General features: G+C 58.8%; 25 protein-coding genes. 15 read left to right on the forward strand and 10 right to left on the reverse strand.

The window, feature by feature from the left end:
• Positions 1–103: 103 nt before the first annotated feature.
• From ACP15K_RS16055 to ACP15K_RS16070, 4 genes are all read right to left on the reverse strand, one after another.
• Positions 104–1222, reverse strand: coding sequence for a linear amide C-N hydrolase (locus ACP15K_RS16055; RefSeq protein ID WP_424990987.1), 1119 nt, complete (start codon positions 1220–1222; stop codon positions 104–106).
• Positions 1223–1692: 470 nt separating this feature from the next.
• Positions 1693–1920 (reverse strand): hypothetical protein, encoded by a 228-nt coding sequence (locus ACP15K_RS16060; protein ID WP_424990988.1) that lies wholly within the window; start codon positions 1918–1920, stop codon positions 1693–1695.
• A 167-nt stretch (positions 1921–2087) separates the two neighbouring features.
• Positions 2088–2345 carry a helix-turn-helix domain-containing protein gene (locus ACP15K_RS16065; RefSeq protein WP_424990989.1) on the reverse strand — a complete coding sequence of 86 codons (258 nt, stop codon included), beginning with the start codon at positions 2343–2345 and terminating at the stop codon, positions 2088–2090.
• Positions 2346–2469: 124 nt separating this feature from the next.
• The gene (locus ACP15K_RS16070) at positions 2470–2721 is read right to left on the reverse strand and encodes a hypothetical protein (protein WP_424990990.1); all 252 of its coding nucleotides are present in this window, start codon (positions 2719–2721) and stop codon (positions 2470–2472) included.
• Positions 2722–2931: 210 nt separating this feature from the next.
• Between ACP15K_RS16070 and ACP15K_RS16075 the strand changes: the two genes are divergently transcribed.
• The 15 genes from ACP15K_RS16075 (at position 2932) to ACP15K_RS16145 (ending at position 14534) form a co-directional block, all read left to right on the forward strand.
• A complete protein-coding gene (locus ACP15K_RS16075; RefSeq protein ID WP_424990991.1) occupies positions 2932–3300 on the forward strand; it encodes a hypothetical protein in 369 nt (122 codons plus the stop codon).
• A 43-nt stretch (positions 3301–3343) separates the two neighbouring features.
• Positions 3344–3964 (forward strand): lytic transglycosylase domain-containing protein, encoded by a 621-nt coding sequence (locus ACP15K_RS16080; protein ID WP_424990992.1) that lies wholly within the window; start codon positions 3344–3346, stop codon positions 3962–3964.
• Positions 3965–4071: 107 nt separating this feature from the next.
• Complete coding sequence (locus ACP15K_RS16085) at positions 4072–4356, forward strand: TrbC/VirB2 family protein (protein WP_027246639.1); 285 nt, start codon at positions 4072–4074, stop codon at positions 4354–4356.
• The gene (locus tag ACP15K_RS16090; protein WP_012187324.1) at positions 4349–4627 is read left to right on the forward strand and encodes a type IV secretion system protein VirB3; all 279 of its coding nucleotides are present in this window, start codon (positions 4349–4351) and stop codon (positions 4625–4627) included. Before ACP15K_RS16085 ends, ACP15K_RS16090 begins: the two co-directional genes overlap by 8 nt.
• Positions 4617–6989: a type IV secretion system protein B4 gene (locus ACP15K_RS16095; protein ID WP_424990993.1), complete on the forward strand. Its 2373-nt coding sequence runs from the start codon at positions 4617–4619 to the stop codon at positions 6987–6989. The genes ACP15K_RS16090 and ACP15K_RS16095 overlap by 11 nt, the downstream gene beginning before the upstream one ends.
• The gene (locus ACP15K_RS16100; RefSeq protein WP_009815545.1) at positions 6989–7156 is read left to right on the forward strand and encodes a hypothetical protein; all 168 of its coding nucleotides are present in this window, start codon (positions 6989–6991) and stop codon (positions 7154–7156) included. Before ACP15K_RS16095 ends, ACP15K_RS16100 begins: the two co-directional genes overlap by 1 nt.
• The gene (locus ACP15K_RS16105) at positions 7146–8300 is read left to right on the forward strand and encodes a lytic transglycosylase domain-containing protein (protein WP_424990994.1); all 1155 of its coding nucleotides are present in this window, start codon (positions 7146–7148) and stop codon (positions 8298–8300) included. The genes ACP15K_RS16100 and ACP15K_RS16105 overlap by 11 nt, the downstream gene beginning before the upstream one ends.
• Positions 8300–9109: a type IV secretion system protein gene (locus ACP15K_RS16110; protein WP_424990995.1), complete on the forward strand. Its 810-nt coding sequence runs from the start codon at positions 8300–8302 to the stop codon at positions 9107–9109. The genes ACP15K_RS16105 and ACP15K_RS16110 overlap by 1 nt, the downstream gene beginning before the upstream one ends.
• Positions 9110–9125: 16 nt before the next feature.
• Positions 9126–9779, forward strand: coding sequence for a virB8 family protein (locus ACP15K_RS16115; RefSeq protein ID WP_424990996.1), 654 nt, complete (start codon positions 9126–9128; stop codon positions 9777–9779).
• Between the two features lie 2 nt (positions 9780–9781).
• A complete protein-coding gene (locus tag ACP15K_RS16120; protein ID WP_424990997.1) occupies positions 9782–10477 on the forward strand; it encodes a TrbG/VirB9 family P-type conjugative transfer protein in 696 nt (231 codons plus the stop codon).
• Positions 10474–11853 carry a TrbI/VirB10 family protein gene (locus ACP15K_RS16125; RefSeq protein ID WP_093994391.1) on the forward strand — a complete coding sequence of 460 codons (1380 nt, stop codon included), beginning with the start codon at positions 10474–10476 and terminating at the stop codon, positions 11851–11853. The genes ACP15K_RS16120 and ACP15K_RS16125 overlap by 4 nt, the downstream gene beginning before the upstream one ends.
• A 4-nt stretch (positions 11854–11857) precedes the next feature.
• Entirely contained in the window at positions 11858–12844 is a 987-nt protein-coding gene (locus ACP15K_RS16130; protein ID WP_093994390.1) for an ATPase, T2SS/T4P/T4SS family, read from the forward strand.
• On the forward strand, positions 12841–13035 hold the full coding sequence (locus ACP15K_RS16135) for a DUF4177 domain-containing protein (RefSeq protein ID WP_093994389.1): 195 nt from the start codon (positions 12841–12843) through the stop codon (positions 13033–13035). The genes ACP15K_RS16130 and ACP15K_RS16135 overlap by 4 nt, the downstream gene beginning before the upstream one ends.
• Positions 13032–13445 (forward strand): hypothetical protein, encoded by a 414-nt coding sequence (locus ACP15K_RS16140; RefSeq protein WP_093994388.1) that lies wholly within the window; start codon positions 13032–13034, stop codon positions 13443–13445. Before ACP15K_RS16135 ends, ACP15K_RS16140 begins: the two co-directional genes overlap by 4 nt.
• Before the next feature lie 12 nt (positions 13446–13457).
• On the forward strand, positions 13458–14534 hold the full coding sequence (locus tag ACP15K_RS16145; RefSeq protein ID WP_093994387.1) for a type IV secretion system protein: 1077 nt from the start codon (positions 13458–13460) through the stop codon (positions 14532–14534).
• 111 nt (positions 14535–14645) lie between these two features.
• On the opposite strand, the gene ACP15K_RS16150 is transcribed toward ACP15K_RS16145, so the two are convergent.
• The 6 genes from ACP15K_RS16150 to ACP15K_RS16175 are packed head-to-tail and all read right to left on the reverse strand — an operon-like array spanning position 14646 to position 21595.
• Positions 14646–15275, reverse strand: coding sequence for a 2-dehydro-3-deoxy-6-phosphogalactonate aldolase (locus ACP15K_RS16150; protein WP_093994386.1), 630 nt, complete (start codon positions 15273–15275; stop codon positions 14646–14648).
• Complete coding sequence (locus ACP15K_RS16155; protein WP_245820714.1) at positions 15272–16171, reverse strand: 2-dehydro-3-deoxygalactonokinase; 900 nt, start codon at positions 16169–16171, stop codon at positions 15272–15274. Before ACP15K_RS16155 ends, ACP15K_RS16150 begins: the two co-directional genes overlap by 4 nt.
• Positions 16172–16176: 5 nt before the next feature.
• Positions 16177–16947 carry an SDR family NAD(P)-dependent oxidoreductase gene (locus tag ACP15K_RS16160; protein ID WP_093994384.1) on the reverse strand — a complete coding sequence of 257 codons (771 nt, stop codon included), beginning with the start codon at positions 16945–16947 and terminating at the stop codon, positions 16177–16179.
• Positions 16947–18656, reverse strand: a complete 1710-nt coding sequence (locus ACP15K_RS16165; protein WP_424990998.1) for an IlvD/Edd family dehydratase — start codon at positions 18654–18656, stop codon at positions 16947–16949. The genes ACP15K_RS16160 and ACP15K_RS16165 overlap by 1 nt, the downstream gene beginning before the upstream one ends.
• Positions 18657–18677: 21 nt before the next feature.
• Positions 18678–20225 carry a tryptophan halogenase family protein gene (locus ACP15K_RS16170; RefSeq protein WP_168770629.1) on the reverse strand — a complete coding sequence of 516 codons (1548 nt, stop codon included), beginning with the start codon at positions 20223–20225 and terminating at the stop codon, positions 18678–18680.
• Positions 20222–21595, reverse strand: a complete 1374-nt coding sequence (locus ACP15K_RS16175; RefSeq protein WP_093994381.1) for an alpha-glucosidase/alpha-galactosidase — start codon at positions 21593–21595, stop codon at positions 20222–20224. The genes ACP15K_RS16170 and ACP15K_RS16175 overlap by 4 nt, the downstream gene beginning before the upstream one ends.
• Positions 21596–21598: the final 3 nt, after the last annotated feature.

The raw sequence follows: 21598 nt of genomic DNA on the forward strand, positions 1-21598 counted from the left end.
TCATACTCCGATTTAAGCCTTAAAGAGAAAACGGTGACCAACACAGGAACGGGCCCGTGATCACCACCGCCGGCGCCAAGGTTTTATGGACTTTGGGTGACCGTTACTGCATTGCCCCGGACACATCCAAGACAGGCTGCTCGCCATCCGTTGATATCGACAAGATGCTGTCGCCCTCCAAAGGCAGCGTGTTCATATCGACCATCCGGATCGTCTGATCTTCATAGCTCTTCCAGTAATAGCGCAATGTCTGAGGATCTCGTGCGGTTGTCAGCATCGTGTAATCCGTATGGAGGACACCCTCCTCTTCTTCTCGTGCAATCCCCACCGGGATGTCGAAGTTGTTGAGAATGTGGAACACCTGAAAGATGCCACGCTCGGAGTTTTCTTCAGGAATTGCGGTCGCGCTGAATACGGCGGCACGCACGGAACGCGAAGGGGGCGAGAAATCACCGGGAAGCCCCAGCATCCCCGACCCTTGGCCAAGTGCGCTAAGCGTCTGACCGGCGACCTCTACTGGTGGGATATTTCGGGGCTCAAGCGCGATGTAGTTGCGCAGGTTTGTCATATGCCAATCGAAGTTTGGTGAGTTCGTGAAGGCGCCGATCGGATTGTCATGCAACTTCAACTCGCCGTCGATCGGCTCGATCACGAGGCTCGTGCCGGTCTTGTCGTATATGATGAAGTGAAAGGGTTGGGGCGTCGGAGGAAACCCGGGCAAGAGGGTTGGCGCGATGGACACCTCTCCTGCCTCTACCGCGGCACGCACCTCTTCGATCGTCGCGAAATTGGTCAGCAGCCAATTCGGAAAATCCGCCGGCGACATTGATTGCGATTGGTTGTCCGAGGTGGTCTCGGCGTATTCCGCAAAAGAGGGAAAGTAAAACGAGCCGACCGAAAGGCCTGCTTCATTGATGCCGTCCATAATAGCAAGATTGTCAAAAGCAATCGCACCGACCGCCGCGTACTTTGCGCTCCATGTCATGCCGTCACCGTGCGGGGTTTGACCTGTAAAGGTGTATCCACGCGGCACGCGGACAACGTCCGTCTCGATAAAAAAGCCAAACTCAAGGGTCCTTCCGTGCACGACACTGCCGTCGGCTGTTTTCAGCATAATGCCGGTGCAGGCTAACGCGGGCTGGACACACAACAACAGAGCCGCGAACGCGCAAATCGCTCTCTTTGCAAACTGAGAAGCCTTGTTTGTGATTCCTGAGGACATCGAGGGAACTCCGACACATACGTGCTTTTTTGATTCAATGGGTTCAATCTTTTTTGATTCAATGGGTTCAATCTTGTTCAGTGCGACGGTGCCACCTGTACCACAACTTTGCAACTGTTTCCAACGGAGATGTCCTCCCGAAAATCCCTCTCAGGTTGAGAACTGCCGCTCTCTTAGTCTTGTTAACATGCGGTACCCTGGACCGCTCCAGCGGATGTCTGCTTTGTCCCGAGACCTGTTGATTCCTGTCCCAAAAGACGCTGCGCGATGACCGAATGGCCGCAAAATCTGCCGCCGCGCAGCGCCGAAGACTACGCACCTGCGGCAATTTTCACGCTGCGAGCGCACGCAGCACAAATTTCCGATGACCGGGTTGGGCTCAGAGTCCGCATTCGCCGCGTGCGACCCCAATGTCCGGTATGCCGGCGAACGCTATCCATCACATATGAACTGGCGGCTAGCTGAGGAGCCTATCCGCCTTCGCCGCTTCCGATCCGTTTCAAACCATCGAAATCGATTTCCTGCTTCTGTTCCGCAGTGAGATCCGGCCGGATTTCCGATACCGGCTGGGGTCCATGGACGTCCCACATCACTGCATGCGCGCCTGTATCCCAGCGATAAACCCAACCAACAACGCTGCACCCATCGGTCCCGATCAGATTGGCGATCGCAACGCCCTCACCTTTATCATCGTTCACTGTTTACTGACTTCCTGCACATTGGCGCTGCAGTTACGGCATCGTGTCATTGAGTGCGCGCTCGGATCGCATGCCGTACTTGGTGGATGTTGGATCACTACCCTTCCTGGAGGAGCTCAATTCACATGGAGACGTCCAATTCGGTACGTTTGAAAATTTCTTTGCTTTCAAATTCTGTGGTCGGGCTCCGTGGCGGCGTCGACAATCGCCAGTAGCTCAAACGGGTCAAAGCCAATGGCGCGCGCCAAGACGACCAGCTCGACAACGTCGACTCGGCGCTGGCCGCTTTCAAGGCGGGCAATGAGGGATTGGTGGCATCTGAGCTTGGTCGCCAATTCAGCCTGTCCAAGGCCTGCCTTGATGCGGGCGTCGACCAACGCCTGGCAGAGTGCCACCTGTCCCGTGCTTCTGATTGTCTTTGCCACGCGTCACATACCTTTTGTGACGTCGCTAGCGGATGAAATCTGTTATCTAAAAAGTAGATATTTGAGGGTGTTATCGGCGTCTGGTTTCCATGGGCTACAAGTCTGATGCTCCCGAGGTTGCCCATCAATCCCCTACCAATTGCAGAAATCGGCCATAGTCCTCGCTGACTTCGCGCGCTTCCTCGAAAGCGCGGGCGCGTTCGCTGTCGAGGCAACGGAAGTAGCTCTGGATATCCTGGATGTAATTTTCGAAATCGCCACGGATGATGTCCGCATAGTCCCGCGCTGCCTGCGAATCGCTTGGTAGAAAAGGACGGGCCGGGGCGAAGCAGGATTCCGCCAAAACCAGCCCGGGAACGCAGATCAGAGGGACCATAGATTGCAATGGGAGTAGGTGTGTCAACCTTGGGTTTCTCAAACCTGTTATCTCCTTGATCGCGGACACTGGCCGTGACTAGTGTTTGCGTAACCAAACTACAGCTAAAGCACGATATTACATCTTGCGGTTGAAAGTATACTATCGTAACTCTAGGCTTCAAGTGGAAATGCCTAGGGTCGCGCCATTGAAGAAAGCGTGAGCCGGGCCATGAACTGGGACATCGAAGCACCAAATGTGGTTACGGAAGCCAGGTTCCGCGAACTCGTGGAAAGCGGCTATTGCGCAGAAATCCTGTGCCAGGAGTCGGCACATAAGAAAGGCCCCAGCTATTACGGGGTCTGGATTATGCGTGTTGTCTCTGATGACGGGGTGGAAAAGCTCCTCGTCACCGCCCGCACGCGGACGACCTACAACGATATCAAGATCCGCGAGTTCAAGACGGTCTCTGGCGTGGTGTCATTCTTCATTGGCCTTGGCTTTGCCCATGTCGACCTGCCGCTTGAGGCGGGGACAAGCTGCACGCATAAACTCGCCCCGCCAGACAAAGCCCCATCAGACTTGGGCACTGGCAGCTAACCTCGTCTGTATCTGGCTGGTCGCAGCACCTGCCTCAGCGCAAATGGTCCTGGTCATGGAGAGCGACGGCTCTCTGACGCCGTCCCAATCCCAAAATAGCTTCGCGCGCAATTACAATGACGGCTTCGGTCAGGGGTCGGCAGCCGATGAACTTGCGATTTTCGGCAGCGATGACACTGTGCCAGAGCGTGAAGCGCTGCGCTTTGCAACCAGTGTCGGTCCGACTCCCCTGCCCCGCGCCGAGGTCCTCTCCGGGATTCAGACCACGGCCTTGCGCTATGCCGGTCATCCTGGCCTGAGTCGAGCCGGGCTTTCCGTGACGGATTGGCTGGCTCTCTATCGCGCCAATATCGAGGTTGAGAGCGCCTACCGGCAGGATGCAATCTCAACTGCGGGCGCTATTGGCCTCGGCCAGCTGATGCCGACCACTGCCCGAGATCTCGGCGTCGACCCGCGCGATCCGCTCCAGAACCTCGACGGCTCCGCCCGCTACCTCGCGATGATGCTGGCGACGTTCGGCGATCCGCATCTGGCGCTGGCGGCCTACAACGCGGGGCCGGACGCCGTGCGCCAACACGGTGGCATTCCCCCTTACCGAGAAACCCAGAACCACGTGGCCCGTGTCATGGCCGTTGTGGCCCGATTGGAAGGATCAAATTCATGATGTCCCAACCTTTTTGGAAATCATTCCTAAAAACACTTATCGGCAATGTCACGAGAGCGCGCAGCGCGGCAGTGCATTGGCGATTCCGCTTTATCCAAACAAGTTGGATTTCAAACCTCTTTGTCGCCTCGCTGGCGCTATTCCTGCTGATTGCCGAGCCCGCCCTTGCACAGAGCATCGATCTCTCCCCGATCCAAAGCCTGTTGCAGGGCATTGTCGATGCGCTGACCGGACCTCTTGGTGTGGTCATCGCCACACTCGCGGTTCTCGGCGTTTTCTTGAGCTGGTTCTTCAACATCATCGATCTGCGCCAAGCGCTTTGGGTGCTTGTCGGCATCGCCGGTGTTGCGGCTGCCCCGACGATCGTTGCTGCGGTCTTTGCCGGTGGCTGAGCGCGCGCCTCTCTTTCTCGGCCTCGTGCGCCCGCCGAAGCTTCTGGGCCTGCCCATCATGTACGCGATGGTCTGGCTCTTCGGTTCGGTGCTCTTGTTCGTCTGGGTCCAGCACATCGCGGTGCTGGGTGTCGCCGCCCTTCTCTATCCGGTGCTTTGGAAGGCCGCGGATTGGGACCCGCGTTTCATCGACGTGATGATGACGGCCCTGCAGGAGACACCGCCCACGCGCAACAGGTCCATTCATGGCGGGGATAGCTATGCCCCGTGATGACGCCCGTGATGCTGCGCTCGATGCCCGCACAATGACGCCAGACTGGTATGCGCGCGAGACCCGCCTCGCGCATATGCTGCCCTATGTGAGCCTCGTCGACGACCAGACCGTGCGGACCCGGGTGAACGAACTGTTCCGCTGCATCCGGCTCGAGGGGATCAACAGCTACACGACCGACGATGCCTATCTCGACAAGGTGACGGCGCTTTGTGCCCGCATCGTCGCGCAGCTCGGGCCGGAATTCAGCTATTACGTCCACAAGGTCTCCAAGGCCATCAAACCTGATCTCGACCCCATCCGTGAGGACAGCTTCGCGGGCGAGGTCGACCGGCGCTGGCGCGCGAAACTCGAGACCAGCGGGCTCCGCGACAAAACACTGACGCTCACCGTCATCCATCGCCCACCCGCCAAAAGCCTCCTGCCGTTCCTCAGCCGCAGCGCGCCGGACCGCCTGAGAGAGGAGACCCGCAAACGCCTGCAGCGCCTCGGTGAGGCCGTGAACGTCTTCCTCTCGGGGCTTACCGAGCTCAAGCCGCGCCTGCTGTCAGCCGGATCGGGAGAGTTGGTGGGATTTTTGGGCGCGCTCAACACTGGCACCGAGCTGCCGCTCTACCCGGCAAACACCTACGGCTTTTTGTCCTTCAACGTCGCCAATACCCGCGTGACGTTTCACGGCGACCATTTCGAGCTTTCCGAGGGCGTCGTGGGCCACCGCTACGGCAAGAGCTTCACCATCGGAGAATACTCGGAAGGCACCTCCTGCACCATGTTCGACATGCTGAACCTGCCGGTCGACATGATCGTCACGCACTCCTTCACGCCGATCAATTCGAACCTCATGGCGGGCCGCATAAAGCGGCAAAAGCGCCAGATGCAAGCCAGCCAGGACGCGGCCCTCTCGCTCATGGAAGCCCTTGATATCGCTGCCGATGATCTCGAGGCCAAACGCCAGAGCTTTGGCGAGCATCATATGGTCGTCACACTATTCTGCGAAACGCTCGAAGAGCTGCAAACCCTCAGCGCGGAGATCGTGAACGCCGCCGCGACCGAGGGCGTGAAGATGATCGGCGAGCGGGTCGCGGCCAAGGCGCATTACCTCAGCCAGCACCCCGGCAACCAGCCAAAGCGCGTCCGCGCCAGCGCCGTCACCAACCGCAACTTCGCGGATTTCGCGGCCTTCCACCGGACGCAGCTCGGCAAACCCGCAGCACTTACCCCTTGGGGCCGGGTCATCACCTATCTGCCCACGCCGGAGCAGAGCGCCTACCGGTTTTCCTATCACGAGCAGGGATCGCCCGACAAAGAACCGACCAGCGGCCATACCCTGATCATGGGACGACCCGGGTCGGGCAAATCGGTGCTGTCGGCCTTCCTGATGACCCAAGCCCGTCGAGCAGGGACGCGGATCTTCGTCTTCGACTACCGCCTCGGTATGGAGATGGCGGTCCGCGCGGGTGGCGGGCGCTACGCCTCCCTGAACGCAGGCCAGCCCACGGGCCTCAACCCGCTCTGGACCGAGACCGATGCGCGCGGCACCGCCTGGCTCTCGGATTGGCTCACAACCCTGCTCTACCGTGCCGACACGCCGCTCACACCGGCGCAGACCAACCGCATCCAGGAAGTCGTGCGCCAGAATGCCCAGGCCACAAACCCCGCCTTGCGGAACTGGCGGGATTTCGCGTCGCTTTTTGTGTCCACCGATGATGGCGGCGATCTGCACCAGCGCCTGCTCGAGTGGTCTGAGGACGGCCGCTACGGCTGGATCTTCGGACAGAGCCTCGAGGACACATTCTCGCTCAAGGGCGATGTCGTGGGCTTCGATCTGACCGGCATTCTCGACAGCGAGGCCGACAAGGAGCGGATGGCAGTTCTCTCCTATCTTTTCCGCCGGGTCGAGCGCGAGATCGAGGATCGCCGCCCCACCATCATCGTGATCGACGAGGCCTGGAAGGCGCTCGACAACGCGTATTTCGCCGAGCGGCTGTCGAATTGGCTGGTCACCGCGCGCAAGCAGAACACGGTCGCGGTGATGATGACGCAATACGCAAGCCAGCTTGAGCGCACCCGGACCGGCAAGACCATCGTCGAGGCGGTGCCGACGCAGATCCTGCTGCCCAATATCCGCGCGCAGCCTGCGGATTACGCCATGCTGAATCTCACAGAGAAGGAGCTCGACGTCCTTCTCAACACGGGCAGCAACAGCCGCTTGGCGCTGATCCGCGACGATCAGGGCTCAATCGTCGTCGATGCCGATTTGAGCGCCCTTGGACCCAATCTCACGATCCTTGGCGGCATGGAAAAGGGCGAAGCGCTTGTCGGCGCCGATTACCGCGACCGCCCAGACTTCTGGAGGCTTTAATGATCCGTATTCTTATCGCTTTGGCTGCGCTCGGCGCGCTGGCCTCCTGCACCCAGTATCGGGAGCCGCAGGCCAATTGCTTTTCCTTTCTCGCCTCGACGGCAGCGACAGCCCAGGATTGCCACTTCGCACCGCTCGGCGCGCCGGAGGGCGACGTTGAAGTCTAGCCTGCCTCATATCCTCGCGGTTTGCCTGCTGCCCGGTCTCGCCTTGTCTCAAGGCGTGCCGACCAATGACAGTGGGCTGACCGCGCGTGACATCGTCGAGACCGGCGATCGCGAGGCAGACTTGGCTGTTCAGGCTGACAAGCTGGCAGTGCGCGAACTCATCGCCGAGATCGAACGGGAGCAGCTGGAAACCCTGCAACGCATCCTCGATGCCCAGACCAGCTTCGGCGGTCAGGGCTTGCCGGCTATGGTCTCGGGGCTGGAAAGCGGCAGCGGCGATCCCGACCGCGCCGTGGAAGCCGTCTATGGCAGGGGCGAGATCGACCCCAATCCCGGCGGTGCGCAGATGTTCGGGGATGCTGCGGAAAACATCGAGCAGCTCATCATCCGCGTGGCTCAGGAGACCAGCGGCTTTGCGGGTGTTGGACGCGCAGGACTCTCCCCCGTCCAATGGCGCGCGCTGCTGCAAGCGCTGATCTGGCAGGAAAGCCGGTTTACGATTGGGGCACGGTCTCCCGTCGGCGCCTATGGTCTCACACAGATCATGCCTGGCACCGCCAGCGATCTCAGCATCAACCCGGAATATTATGACAGCCCCTACCTACAGGTGCATGGCGGCGCGCGCTATCTCGCGACCCAGCTCAACACATTCGATGGCAACATCATCAACGCCCTCGCGGCCTATAACGCCGGACCCGGCCGGGTTTTCGAGTATGGCGGCGTGCCACCCTTCCGCGAGACCCAGCACTACGTCCAGGTGATCCCCGAACGCTATAACCTTTATTTGACCCGTATCGGCGGGATCGAAGCGCTTGGCACGATCGACCCCGCACTTCTGGCCAATGCCAACCTCTCAATCACCGGGCACGGCGCGGCCTTCTATGGCAACAACTCGCCCGCCGCGATCAGGCAAGCCGCCCTGCGTATTGCGGATATCGTCGAACGGATTTCCGAGACCGAGGATTTACAGGAGAGCATCGCGCTTAACACCTATGCGCGCGCCGAACTGGTGCGCCTCGTGGCCGCCCGCATCCGGCTTCAGGCAGCGCGGACCCGTGTCCTGAGCGCAGAAGAATTGGCGCAGGCCAGCGCCCGCATGGCCGAAGGCGCGTTCATGGATTTTACGATCAGGGAGATAGACTGATGGGACATATTCTCATGAAGACGGCCTTGGCCACGACACTTGGGATTGGCCTGCATCTATGCACCCTGTCCCCTGCCGCAGCGCAGGGCGTGCCCGTCGTCGACACCCAGAATATCGCGCAAAACATCCAGCAGCTCCGGCAGATGATTGAAGACGAGATCCTGCAAAACGAGCAGCTGACGCAGCTCCGCGAACAGCTTGCCACACTCACGGATCAACTCGCGGAGCTGCAAAGAACCTATGAAGCGCTCACCCGACTTGCCGAGCTTCCCGAAATCATCCGGACGGAAATGGAAGACGAGTTGAACGGTCTGCTCGACCAGGAGTTCGGGGACATCCTCGCCACGATTGAGGCGATCAAGACTGGGGATTTCTCGGGCCTCTCGGGCTCCGGCGCAGGCGAAATCGAAACCCAGATGGACCGGGTGCTGGCCGATCTCGGCTTCGATGAAGACACGCTCTCGGAAATGGCCACCAGCGGCAATCCCGGGGCCAACCGTGTGGCCACGCAGGCAACAACCGGCGCACTCGTCTCAGCCGCCGCCCAGAACAGCTATGAAGATGCCGGCCAGTCGCTCGAGCGGGTAGACCGCCTTGTCGGGCTCATTGACGACATGGAAGAGCTCAAGCAAAGCGTCGATCTCAACACGCGCGTGACGGCGGAACTCGCCATTGCGCTCGTGGCCATGTGGCAGCTCGAAGCCGTGCAAACCGTGGGCGATGGCACCGGCGGCGTGATCGATGCCGCCACCATCGCCGAGGAACAGCGCTTCATGGATTTCACCTTGCCGGACCTACGGGCCGAGTGATTGAGGGGTGTGACACGTGGCGAGTGAACAAGAGATCATCGAGGAAGAACTGGTCTACGGTGCCTTGCGCCGCGAACGGCTCTGGCAACGCCTTGGTCTGGCAGGTCTTGTCTTCGGCATCATCGGCTGTCTGAGTGCCGCGGCTGTCTCGATCCTCGATGTCGATCCGCCCCCCGTCGTTGTCCCCTATGATCCCGCCACCGGCTTTGCACTCCCCGAGGCCTCGGTGGGCGCTTCCTCGGTGACCGCCAACCAGGCGATCATCGAGGCGGAGGTCTTCCGCTATGTGACCGACCGGGAGATCTACAATCAGCTCGATAACGATCTGCGCATCCGCAGCGTCCTGCGCCGCTCGGACGGGGCCGCCGAGAGCAGGCTGCGCCAGATATGGAACAGCGCCAACGAGAATTACCCGCCGACGGTCTATGGCCCCAATGCTCGGCTCGACGTGGAAATCCTCAGCATCAACCGGATCGGCACCAACCGCGCCACGGTGCGCCTGCGCAAGCGCCTGACCTCCATCAACGGCACCCAGACCGGCCTCTTCACCGCGACGCTTCTCTTCGAGTTCCGCCCGGAGACCCGCCGCTCCATCGATGAGGTCTGGACCAATCCCTTCGGCTTCACCGTCCTCGAATATTCCATCCGCTCCGACAGATTGGAGAACTGACGTTGTTGTTTATAAGATCGCTTATTTTTGTCATTGCCCTGTTGCCCGGCCTCGCCTCTGCCGAAGCCATCCCGCGTGGCGGTCCCAACGACAGCCGAGTGCGCTTGGCCACCTACCAGGAGGGTCAGGTCTACCGTCTCAGCGTCTCGCTTACCCATGTCACCACGGTCGAATTCGGTGAGGGTGAAAGCATCCGCTCGATCATCGCGGGCGATACCGAGGGCTTCGAGATCGATGGCGTGCCGGGCGGGCAGGCCTTCGCGATCAAGCCCGTCGCGCGCGGTGTCCATACCAATGTGACGGTCTACACGAACAGGCGAAGCTACTATTTCAACGTCCAGGAGACCCGCAGCCCGACCTTCTACGTGGTGCAGTTCCGCTATCCGGAGGACGCTGCGCGCCCAACCCGGGCCATCGCGGCCCAAGCGCCGAACTACAACTACGGTGCCAGCGCGCGGACCGAGTTCACGCCAACCCGCATCTGGGATGACGGGACGTTTACATATTTCGAATTCCCACGGAATGCGCCGGTGCCTGCGATCTTCCGCTACGCGAATGGCCGAGAACGGACGGTCAACACACAAGCCACCGAGGACGGCGTGATCCGGGTTTCAGGCGTGAACCGACAATGGGTGCTGCGGATCGGGGAGGAGGTGGTCTGCATCGAGGCCACACCACCTGCGGGGGTAGGCTCATGAGCGATACTGGAAACGCAGACCTCGAGAAACGTCTCGCGGCTCTAGAACAAGGCAAGGGCGCTGGTTCGCCCCCTGCCCCACGACGCTCACCGCTGCTCGCTTTGGTCGTCGTCCTCGTGATCGGCGCGGGCGGTGCCTTGCTCTATCTCATGTCCCAACCCGAGGAAGAGGAAGCCCTTCCCACGGCCACGCCGGACGTGTTCCAGAACGAAGGCGACGGGTTCGGCGCCATCGAGACCTTGCCCCCGCCCGAGCCCGAGGTTGTGTTCGTCGCACCCGATCCGGTCGAGCCCAATGCTGAGCTTTTGGCGCAGATCACCGCCCTGCAGGCCCAGATCGAGGAGTTGCGTAACGCCCCTGAACCAGTTGTCGAGGAAGACACCGCCGCCGCAGAGGCAATTGACGCGCTGACCGCTCAGATCGCGGCGCTGCAAGCCGCCTCGGAAGCCGCACAGCAACGATTTCAGGACGAACTGACGGCGCGGGATCGCAGCCTTGAGCAACTCCGCATGGATCTGGAACTGGCCCAACTCGAGGCCAGCCGACCGCAACCCGCGCCAATGGGCCCCACGGAAGATGAGCTGCGCGCACGCGAGCAAGAGCGACTGCGCCGCGAGGAAGAAGCACGGCGGCTGGCAGAACTTGAACGCCGCGCGGCGGAGGAACGCGCCTTCCAGGAGCGGCGCATCGCCTCGCCCACTATCGCCTTTGGTGGTACCTCGGGTGCGAATGAGACGGCTCTGACCGAACGGACCTTTGGGGAAGTGACGGATTTCGTTCTGAATGGCGCGCTGCCCACTTCGGTGACACAGGCAGAAGTCATCGCCAACCCGTCCAACACCATCATTCAGGGTACAATGATCCAGGCCGTCATGGAAACCGCCCTCGACAGTTCCCTACCCGGCCAGACCCGTGCCGTCGTTTCCGAAGATGTCTACAGCGTCGACGGCTCTCGTCTCCTGATCCCGCGCGGGTCCCGTCTCATCGGGCGCTATCGCTCTGGCGTCGATATCGCGCAGCGCCGGGTCACCATCGCCTGGGACCGGATCATCCTGCCCGACAACCAGACGATCCAGATCAGCTCTTTCGGGGGTGACGAATTGGGCCGCTCCGGCGTGACCGGCTTTGTCGACACGCGCTTCGATGAGCGTTTCGGCTCAGCGGCGTTGATATCGCTGATCTCCGCCGCGCCAAGCGCTGCTGCTGCAAACGTCCAGGATGAGACCGCCGCGGACGTGCTCGAAGACGTGGGCGATGATCTGGCCGATGCCACGGACAGCGTGATCGGCGACTACCTCTCGATCGGCCCCGTCATCTACGTCGACCAGGGCGCGCGCGTCACGGTGATGGTCGACCGCGATCTGGAGATTTTCTGAGCCCATGTCGCTGAGCTATCTCGAAACCTCCCTCGACAGGATCGCCGCCGCCACCCGCGACGATGTCATCGAGATCTGCATCAATCCTGACGGAAGCTGCTGGGGAGAATTCCAGGGCGATCACTTCATGCGAAAGCTGGACCAGATGCTGACCGCAACAGAAGTCAAAGACCTCGGCAACCAGATTGCTTCCTCCGCAAACACCACCATGAGCAAGGACCGCCCCATCGTCTCGGTCTCGATCACCTACAAAGGTCGCCCGATCCGGGCGCAGGTCATCACCCCGCCTGCCGTGCTCTCGGCCATGTCGATCAGCCTTCGGTTCTTTTCAAGCCTGCCGCTAGACGGGATCGCTCTCGATTTCCTCTATGGTAAGGAACGCAAGCTTGAAGAACTCCGCCTCGAGAAAACCCGCGAACTCCGCGAGGTTGTGGCGGCAGGCGTGATCGACGATGCCCTGGCCTTCTGCGTCGACAACAAGCTCAACATGATCGTCTCGGGCGGCACCTCCACCGGCAAGACCGTCGCCGCGCGGAAGATCCTCTCTCACGTGCCATCAGAGGAACGCATCGTCACCATCGAGGAAGCCGCCGAGCTTTTGCCGACCCAGCCCAATGCCGTGACCCTCATCGCCAATCGGGATGCGGAGTTCCAGACCGCCGATGTGCTGCTCACTGCCACGCTGCGCATGCGCCCGGACCGCATCATCCTGGGCGAGGTGCGCGGCAAGGAGGCCATGACCTTCCTCGAGGCGATCAACACTGGCCATGGCGGGTCGATGACCACGCTGCACGCAGAAACCCCGCAACTTGCCGTGCAGCGTCTGGCCATCGCCGCACTCAAGACTGAGATCCCGATGACCTATGCCGACATGATCCAGTACATCGAAAACTCCATCGATGTGATCATCCAGGCCGGTCGCCACGATGGCCGGCGCGGCATCACCGAATTTTACCTCCCCGGCGCAACTGAGATTGGAACTTCCCGATGAAGACATTTGAATACGAAATCCTGTCCTTTCCCATGACCCGAAAAACCAGTCTCACCGACATGCAGGCCAGCCTGAACGCGAAGGGGGCCGAAGGCTGGGAGGTCGTGTCGATCAGCTCCTCGGAATTCGCCAATGTCGGCCACACAGTTTTCCTGAAGCGCGAAACCACTATCATCGGAGCCGCGGAATGAAGCCGGCGCGGCTAACCCTTGCGCTAGTCGCGCTGGCCGTGAGCCTACTGGCTGTCCCTGCCTTCGCAGAGCGCAATATGGTGCCGACCCTCGATCGCAGCTTTGAGGTCTGTCCGGACCGGCCCGCTGAGCCCAACTGGATGCAAGAAATACCCCTGCGCCAAGCCTATCAACGCGTGTTGGTCCAGGATATCTACCGCGCCCAGAATCTCGAGCGCATCATCGAGACCGAAAGCTGCGACTGTGAAATCCGGTTTCCGTCTTGGGACGCTGCCGAGGCGGAGTTTCATGAGCAGCACGCGAGTGACGAACGCTGGATAATGCTGGAAGCATCCGACGCGTACAATCAGCGCGCCAACGACGTTCGCCTTGAGGCTAAAGCCATCTGCGAAACCGCAGGCAATTGGTAAGGCAGCCCCGTTATGAGCGTCGTCACCTATTTCGTTGAAACCTCCCAGGGCTATCTCGACACCGCCGCCGAAACCCAGTTTGGATCGGTTGCGGCAACGGTGGGCACACTTCTGGTACTGGGAACAACACTCGTGGTGATCCTCGTCTTCCTGAACATGATCTACCAGTACAAGGCGATGGACGGGCGCGCGGCTTTTTGGCTCGCGGTCAAGATCGGGCTCATCGGGATATTTGCAACCAACTGGGTGCAGTTCAACGCCCTCTCCTCCGCCATCCTTGCCGGGATCGACAGCATTGCTGGGGCGCTCGTGGCTTCGGTCGGCGGTGGAACTCCTGGCCCTTCTGGAACTTTCGCCGAAGAATTCGACCGGCTGATCGCGGAACTGGGCAACTATTTGAACGCTGCCGGGTCCGAACTGAACTGGATGGCCGGCGCCATGCTCGACATCGTCGGTGTTCTTCTGCTCTCAATCCTCGGCGGACTGGCCGCCTTCATCCTCGTGGCCTCCCGACTGATGATCGCGCTCCTGATCGGGATCGCCCCGGTGATGATTTTCCTGACCCTTTTCGAGGTCACCAAGGATTATTTCACGCGCTGGCTTTCGGCCCTAGTCTCCTTCGCGCTCTACCCGATCGTCGTCGCAGGCGTATTCGCAACGATCACGGGCGTCTCCTCTGCGTTGATCGGCGAGCTTGGCGATCCTGAAGGTGCCACTAATATCGGCGCGCTGATTCCGTTCTTTATGATGGTGTTGATGGCCAAGGGGTTCATCGTCGCGACACCATTCATCGTACGGGCGATTTCCGGAAACATCATGATGCCAGCATTGTCTGGCGGACTGGGTGGCGGCTACAGCTTCGCCCGCGCCGCCATGGGCAGCCAGCAGGCCTACAACCGCTACCTGATCGGTGGGGCAAGCGGCGCGGAATATGCAGCCCTCAGGGCGCGGCAGTTCTTCGGGGCACAGCAGATGCCTGTGCGGCAAGGGATGGGACAAACTGGTCAGGCAAGTGGCTCAGGGTCACCAGGGACCGGGTCTCAGATGTTGGCGCAACTGGCGAGGCTGGGAAGGTTGGGGAGACGATGAGGGTCAATACGGGCACTCGACAGAATCGTCCAATGTGGCGTCAACACCTAGTTTCATAGGTTCATCGTCCGCCCAAGAAACCTTTTTTCTGTAAACTAAAGATGTTTACAGTTACCGCAAAGGCGATTTGTACCAAGAGGATTTTGAACGATCATAAGCGCTTACCAGCGCGTGGGCGCGCTTTTCTACTTCTGCTTGTGTCAGACCTGGCACGAAGAGAGCCGTCCCGATCCCAAAACCTGTCACGCCCGCGGATATCCAGCTGCTAAAGTCAGCTTCTCCGACTCCGCCAACCGCAAAGGTTTGCGTATCCTTCGGCAGAACTGCCTTGAGAGCCATGAAGCCGTTCAGACCGAGTATTGACGCTGGAAAGAACTTGAGCGCGTCCGCGCCGGCCGAAAGGGCACTAAAGCATTCTGTTGGCGACAGAACACCCGGAAAGGACTTGAGTCCCAAAGATTTTGTTCGGCGAATGACGCTAACATTAGCGTTAGGGGAAACGATCAGAGAACCACCAGCTTGGGATACCCGCTCGACGTCGTCTTCCGTCAATACCGTACCCGCCCCAATCTCAGCGACGTTCGCATATTTCCGGGCCAGTTGCTCTATGGACTGGAAAGCTTTCGGAGAATTGAGAGGCACCTCGATCCTGCTGATCCCAGCCTCGATCAGAGCCCCACCAAGTCCTTCGACCTCCTCAGGACTCACACCTCTGAGAATTGCGACAATCGCCCGGCTCATCTTACCAACTCCGCATAGGCGTGCCGCAGGCCAGAAAGCGTGATATCTTTGTCATCGACTATGATTGCATTGATCCCAAGGATCTTGAGACCTGCTCTGTATAGTTCGACAAGACGCGAATCTCCAATAAGGACGGTCTTTTGGTCAAGCCATTTCTGCCCCACACCACCAAGCTCTAGACCAAGCAGATATCCTGAGAGCTCCGACCTGAGATAAGCATTTTCGGTGTTACGCAAAAGCGCCTTTGCTCGGATCGAAAAGAGCCTTGAAGAAATTCTAGTTGGGTCTTTGATCACAGTTTCCAGTGCCTCGATGAAAGCGTCCTGATCCCAGCCTTCACCCCCGAGGGAATGACGCAAAACCGACTGTGACGAAAGCAGGCTAAATATCTCACCAGTTATATGGGTGTGAAATTCGGTGATCGTTCTATCGGAAACACGGACCCATTTGGTGTGTGTTCCCGGAAGGCAGATCACCCCTTCAAAATCCGGTTGTCCGGCAAGAAAGCCAGAGATCTGTGTTTCTTCGCCCCGCATAACATCAGCGGGTTCCAATTGCTTGAGGCCAGGAATAATGAACGTTTGCAGTCGCACATCCCTTGTTTGGGGAGTGACCGCTTCGCTAAGCCCCGGCGGAGCACAAGGCACGGCTGAGTATGGGGCTTCCTTCCACCCCTCTCGCGCACCCGCCATCCCACAAACGATGACCGGAATTTGTCCATTGCTTCGAAGTGCATCTTCAACAGTTTCCATCAACGCCGCTTCAAATTCTTCGGGCCTAAGACGTGACATTCCCAACTCCGAACGACAAGTCGCAAGCACCTCGCCGTCACCCGCAATCAGCCAGGCACGAAGGTTCGTCGTCCCCCAATCTACAGCAATCCATTCTACGTCCATGACCATCACCCCGTCACCGCCACGCCGCCGTCGATGACGAGCGCCTGTCCGGTCATCATGCGACTTGCGGAGGAGGCCAGGAACAGCGCCCCAGAAACGATATCGTCGGGCTTCAGATGCTCCTTTAGGCATTGCTTTTCCAGGTGAGTGGCTAGCGACGCTGGATCAGCCCATTTGTCCAGCTGCTTTTGCGTCAAAACCCAACCTGGAGCCAATGCGTTCACCCGAATACTTTGGGAGCCGAATTCCCGCGCTAAACTGCGGGTCATGCCGTTTAGTCCGGAGTTGGCCGTTGTATAAAGCGGGTAACCAGCCCCGCCCATCATGTAACTGATCGATGTGACGTTTATGATAGATCCGCCACCCAACGTCTTCATGCCCTCCACGACAGCCTGACAGGCAAAGAAATGGGCCTTGAGGTTGATTGCCTGCATCCAGTCCCAAAACTCCTCGGTAACCTCCTCGGTGCTGTGGCGCTGGTCGTTGGCGGCATTGTTCACAAGGACACTGACAGGGCCGTGGGCATCTGTGACTTGCGCGATGGCGGCCTGAAACGCGGGAGTGTCAGTGATATCGCATTGGATGAACAATGGGCGATTGCCGGTCTCGTCCTCCATAGCGTCCACAAAGGCCGCGGCGTCGGAGCGCCCCACAAAAGCGACCTTGGCACCTTGCCGCAAGAAGCCTTCGGTTAAATTCGCGCCGATGCCCGAGCCTCCGCCGGTGATGAAGACGCTTTTGCCGTCGAGATCGTGGAATGTTGCAGTCTGGGTCATCAGTGGCTCTCTCGGGTGACGGGGCGGGTGTCTTTGCCGACAAGGAAATCAAGGTCCGCGCCCTGATCCGCTTGCAGGACGTGATCCACATACATTTTGGCATAGCCGCGGGTGTAATGCGGCGGTTCGGGTTGCCATGCGTCGCGGCGCTCGGCCAGTTCTTCTTCGGATACGAGCAATTCCAACTTGCCCTGACTTGCCGAAAATTTAATCCGGTCGCCGGTTTTCACCAGCGCAAGCGTTCCGCCGTCGTTCGCCTCGGGCGTGACATGCAGGATCACCGTGCCAAAGGCCGTGCCCGACATGCGGGCGTCAGAAATGCGCACCATATCCTTGATGCCTTCTTTGACCAGTTTGGACGGGATAGGCATATTGCCAACCTCGGCCATGCCCGGATACCCTTTTGGGCCGCAGCCCTTAAGAACAAGGATGCTGTCCTTAGTCACCGGCAGATCATCGTTGTCAATTGTGGCTTTTAGCTCTTCAATGTTTTCAAAGACGTAAGCCTCTCCTTCGTGCTCCAAAAGATGCTCGCTTGCGGCAGAAGGCTTCACGATGGCCCCACGTGGGGCGAGGTTGCCTTTCAAGACCTTGATGCCAGCCGATGGCTTCAGAGGGCCGTCGATCGAGTAGATCACATCGCGGTTCCAGCATTCAGCACCGTCTGCATAGGCGCTGATGTCACCACCAAGCACAGTTTTGGCTTTACGCAAATGCCCTGACAACTCTTTCAAGATCACAGGCATACCACCAGCGTAGCAAAAATCTTCCATCAGGTACTTGCCAGACGGCATGCAGTTGACCAACAGGGGAACGTCGCCGCCAAGGTCAAAATCTTCCAGTTTCAGATCAATGCCAACACGGCCAGCTATGGCCAGAAGATGCACTACTGCATTTGTGGAACCGCCAACGGCAGCATTGGCCAAAATCGCGTTTTCCAAAGATGCCCGCGTGATAATGTCCGAAGGTTTCAGGTTTTCGTCCACCATTTCGACAATACGGTTGCCGGTAAGGTGCGCCAGCGCCATGCGACGTGAATCCACCGCTGGAAGGGCTGCGTTTGTCGGTAGGCTTAGGCCCATGGCCTCAACAAGCGACGCCATGGTCGAGGCGGTGCCCATTGTCATGCAGACACCTTTTGAGCGGCTCATACCGGATTCAGCCGCCATAAAATCTTTCAAAGTCATGTCACCGGCGCGGACCGCTTCCGAGAATTTCCAAACATCCGTGCCAGACCCAATGTCATTGCCCTGCCATTTGCCATTCAGCATCGGCCCAGAGCTAACCACGATAGATGGCAAATCGACCGAGGCCGCCCCCATCAACTGGCCGGGTGTTGTTTTGTCACAACCACCCAAAAGAACAACGCCGTCTATGCCATAGGCGCGGATCGATTCTTCGACATCCATCGCCAACAAATTGCGAAACAGCATAGCGGTTGGCTTCATCTGGGTTTCGCCGAGTGACATCACGGGGAACTCTACGGGAAAACCACCGGCTTCCCACACGCCGCGCTTCACGCCTTCGGCCAGATCGCGCAAGCCGCTGTTGCAGGGCGTCAACTCCGACCACGTGTTGCAGATGCCAATGACGGGGCGGCCATCAAAAGCATGATCTGGAAAGCCTTGGTTCTTCATCCAGCTGCGATGGATGAATCCGTCCTTGTCCAGCTTTCCATACCAAGCGTGGTTGCGGCGGTCTTTTGTCATTAAATTTCTCTTTCTTGCCAGTCAGGCGATCGGATTGGAACTCAGGCTACTGAGCCATGCACGATGTGAAATCGCATGCGATGCGACATTTCCGGCCTGTTTTTCCAGATGGTCGACGGTCGCCCGAGCGAAATCCCGCAGTTTGCGGTCTTGGGCCATGCGTTCTCGCGCGACACTTCGATTGAGCAATCCAAGACCGTCAAGAACCGGATAATGCAGAAGCTCTTCCACATGGGGAAGGCCATCCAAATCGTTGGTAAAGTCTTCCGGCCCGGGCATCCGTTCTTGCCAATTTATCAGTTTCTGACGCACTTGCGGCAGGATGAAGTCTGTTTCTACGTCGCGCCAGAATGGGCTGTCATCCCGTTCACTGACGTAGTGCAGATTGATGAAGTCGCGAAAGTCGTCCACTTGTTTTGCGATGGCCGCATTGTAGCGCTGCTGATTTTTCTGCAAGGGAGCGCTGATCTGCAACAAGTGGCGGCGGCAAAACAGTAAAATCGCGACGATAGTGCCGTGGATTGAAGTCGCTTCCAAAGGTTCGAGAAAACTGGATGCAAGCCCGAGCGCAAGAACGTTGCCGCGCCAGACCTCGGAGATACGTCCCGCGTCGACAGGAATATCGGCGCGTGGCTCGATCTTGCGACCAAGCACACCCTCGATCTCCGCCAAGGCGATATCAGGTGACGAATGGCGATCCGAATAGACATATCCGCATCCGATCCGGCCCTGCGTCGGGATCTGCCACATCCACCCCGACGCTTGTGCCCATGCGTGCGTAAAGGTCGGAATTTCCTCGTCTTCGGCAAGGTCTAGCCAAAACGGCATCGCGCGATTGACCGGCAGCGCGTCGGAATAGCTTACCCAACTTGCGCCCATGGTCCCTTGGATCAATGTGCGGCGGAAGCCGGTGCAGTCGATGAAGAAGTCCCCTGCGATCGTTTCCCCAGTATCGAGTCTCAATTTGGTAACGCAGCCCGATTTGCCATCACGCTCTGCACTTTCCACAAGAGCATCGATCTTGGAGATGTCAGTTGCCTTGCGGCGTAAGTAGGCTCCGACTTTGGCCTGGTCAAAATGATAGGCGTGGTGAAAGCGGCTTACAGGAACGCGGCGGCCCCCCATTTCGGCTACCGGCGCTTTGCCGGTTTCCATGAGCTTGGCGAAGATATGCGGCGCGGAAACGGAGCGCCCGGCGGCAACGCAAAAGGTGTCGATCCAAGACCCCGCCCCCGGAATCCGATCGGTCAGAGCATAGGCATCATCAATCGGACCATCGTAGACATGGCCAAGCCGCCGCCAATCCCGATGGCGTATTCCATACTTGATTGTAGCATCGGTATGGGCGAGGAAATCTTCCTCGTCGAAGCCGAGTGATTGTAACACGCCGCCGAAGACTGAGGTTGTACCTTCGCCCACACCGATGGTCGGGACTTTTGAGCTTTCAACGAGCGTGATACGCATTGGTATCCCTTGCCGCTCGCTTTCTGTCTTAAACAGGTGCGCAGCTAGCCAGCCGGCGGTACCCCCGCCGACGATCACCAGATGGGTCGGGTCGGATTTGGTCATGCCACTCGCATTACTTTTGCCCCGGACAGCCAGCCCGGAAGCCAATCGCCGTGGGCAGCAATCAGGGCGTCGACCAGAGCCCATATCTGGTCTAGGTCCAGTTCTGCGCCAGTATGCGGGTCCATCATGGCAGCATGGTAAACATGCTCCCTATTCTCCGTTAGCAACGCCCTAACGGTCAGTTCCTGCACATTGATGTTGCTGCGCATAATCGCGGTCAATTGCGGTGGAAGCTCAGGCACTTGAGTTGGCTGAATACCGTTGCGATCCACAAGGCAAGGCACCTCGACTACGCATCCCTCGGGCAGGGCCGGAATGTAGCCTCGGTTTTGAACATTTCCGTAAATGACGCTCGGCACACCAGTCCAGACAGAGTTAATAATCTCAGAGGCGTATTCGATCGAGTTCGGGACCTCGATCTTATCGGCCTTTCGATATTCCTCCAGCTTGTCTTTCCAGTCCGCGATCTGCTCAACACAGCGCTTTGGGTATTCGTCCAGCGGGATGCCAAACCGTTCGATCAAATCTTCACGACCCGACTTGATAAACCACGGGACGTACTCGGCAAAATGTTCGGAGCTTTCTGTCGCAAAATAGCCCAGCCGTTTCATCATCTCATAGCGCACCTTGTTCGGGCAACGCGGATTCGAGGCGCTTTCGGGCCGCGGAAAGATACCCTGTTCATATCCCTGATGAAGTTGTGGGTAGAGGTCACGGTAGCTTCCATCAGCTTCTACCTGCTCAAATTTCAGGAAGTATGCGACATGGTTAATACCTGCCGACAAATACCGGATATCGTCCACCGGCAATTGAAGGTCACTTGCCAGTTCGGCAGCTGTGTGTTGCACGGAATGGCAGAGCCCAACTTGCTTGATATGCGGATAACGCTCGGCAATAGCCCACGTATTGATGGCCATCGGATTCACGTATTGCAGCAACAACGCATCCGGGCAAACGGCAGTCATGTCTTCACAGATAGACCAAAGGTGCGGCACAGTCCGCAGACCCCGCATGATCCCACCGATCCCGAGGGTGTCGGCGACTGTCTGATCTAGACCAAATGACTTGGGGATTTCAAAATCGGTAACCGTGCAGGGTTCGAACCCGCCAATCTGAAAAGCAACGACGACAAAATCAGCGCCTTCGAGGGCCTCTCGTTGATCAATGTGAATCGAGTGTGTTGCCTCAACGCCAAGCGAAACAACCATTTTGCCGAAGACAACCTCGCTTTCTTCCAGCCGCTTTTGGTTAATATCCATGAGCGCAACATGCGCACCTTGCAACGCTTCGCGCTGAAGAATGTCCCCGACGATATTCGTCATAAAAACTGTCGATCCGGCGCCGATAAACGCAATTCTTGGGTTCGTCATAGT

Source organism: Fluviibacterium sp. S390 (assembly GCF_049800695.1).
In the GTDB taxonomy this organism is placed as follows: Bacteria; Pseudomonadota; Alphaproteobacteria; order Rhodobacterales; family Rhodobacteraceae; genus Meridianimarinicoccus.

Excerpts from the sequence above, each read along its gene's own strand:
- ACP15K_RS16055 (WP_424990987.1), bottom strand. The coding sequence starts at position 1,222 with ATGTCCTCAGGAATCACAAACAAGGCTTCTCAGTTTGCAAAGAGAGCG.
- ACP15K_RS16070 (WP_424990990.1), bottom strand. The coding sequence starts at position 2,721 with ATGGTCCCTCTGATCTGCGTTCCCGGGCTGGTTTTGGCGGAATCCTGC.
- ACP15K_RS16075 (WP_424990991.1), top strand. The coding sequence starts at position 2,932 with ATGAACTGGGACATCGAAGCACCAAATGTGGTTACGGAAGCCAGGTTC.
- ACP15K_RS16080 (WP_424990992.1), top strand. The coding sequence starts at position 3,344 with ATGGTCCTGGTCATGGAGAGCGACGGCTCTCTGACGCCGTCCCAATCC.
- ACP15K_RS16095 (WP_424990993.1), top strand. The coding sequence starts at position 4,617 with ATGCCCCGTGATGACGCCCGTGATGCTGCGCTCGATGCCCGCACAATG.
- ACP15K_RS16100 (WP_009815545.1), top strand. The coding sequence starts at position 6,989 with ATGATCCGTATTCTTATCGCTTTGGCTGCGCTCGGCGCGCTGGCCTCC.
- ACP15K_RS16110 (WP_424990995.1), top strand. The coding sequence starts at position 8,300 with ATGGGACATATTCTCATGAAGACGGCCTTGGCCACGACACTTGGGATT.
- ACP15K_RS16125 (WP_093994391.1), top strand. The coding sequence starts at position 10,474 with ATGAGCGATACTGGAAACGCAGACCTCGAGAAACGTCTCGCGGCTCTA.
- ACP15K_RS16130 (WP_093994390.1), top strand. The coding sequence starts at position 11,858 with ATGTCGCTGAGCTATCTCGAAACCTCCCTCGACAGGATCGCCGCCGCC.
- ACP15K_RS16135 (WP_093994389.1), top strand. The coding sequence starts at position 12,841 with ATGAAGACATTTGAATACGAAATCCTGTCCTTTCCCATGACCCGAAAA.
- ACP15K_RS16140 (WP_093994388.1), top strand. The coding sequence starts at position 13,032 with ATGAAGCCGGCGCGGCTAACCCTTGCGCTAGTCGCGCTGGCCGTGAGC.
- ACP15K_RS16145 (WP_093994387.1), top strand. The coding sequence starts at position 13,458 with ATGAGCGTCGTCACCTATTTCGTTGAAACCTCCCAGGGCTATCTCGAC.
- ACP15K_RS16150 (WP_093994386.1), bottom strand. The coding sequence starts at position 15,275 with ATGAGCCGGGCGATTGTCGCAATTCTCAGAGGTGTGAGTCCTGAGGAG.
- ACP15K_RS16155 (WP_245820714.1), bottom strand. The coding sequence starts at position 16,171 with ATGGACGTAGAATGGATTGCTGTAGATTGGGGGACGACGAACCTTCGT.
- ACP15K_RS16160 (WP_093994384.1), bottom strand. The coding sequence starts at position 16,947 with ATGACCCAGACTGCAACATTCCACGATCTCGACGGCAAAAGCGTCTTC.
- ACP15K_RS16165 (WP_424990998.1), bottom strand. The coding sequence starts at position 18,656 with ATGACAAAAGACCGCCGCAACCACGCTTGGTATGGAAAGCTGGACAAG.
- ACP15K_RS16170 (WP_168770629.1), bottom strand. The coding sequence starts at position 20,225 with ATGACCAAATCCGACCCGACCCATCTGGTGATCGTCGGCGGGGGTACC.
- ACP15K_RS16175 (WP_093994381.1), bottom strand. The coding sequence starts at position 21,595 with ATGACGAACCCAAGAATTGCGTTTATCGGCGCCGGATCGACAGTTTTT.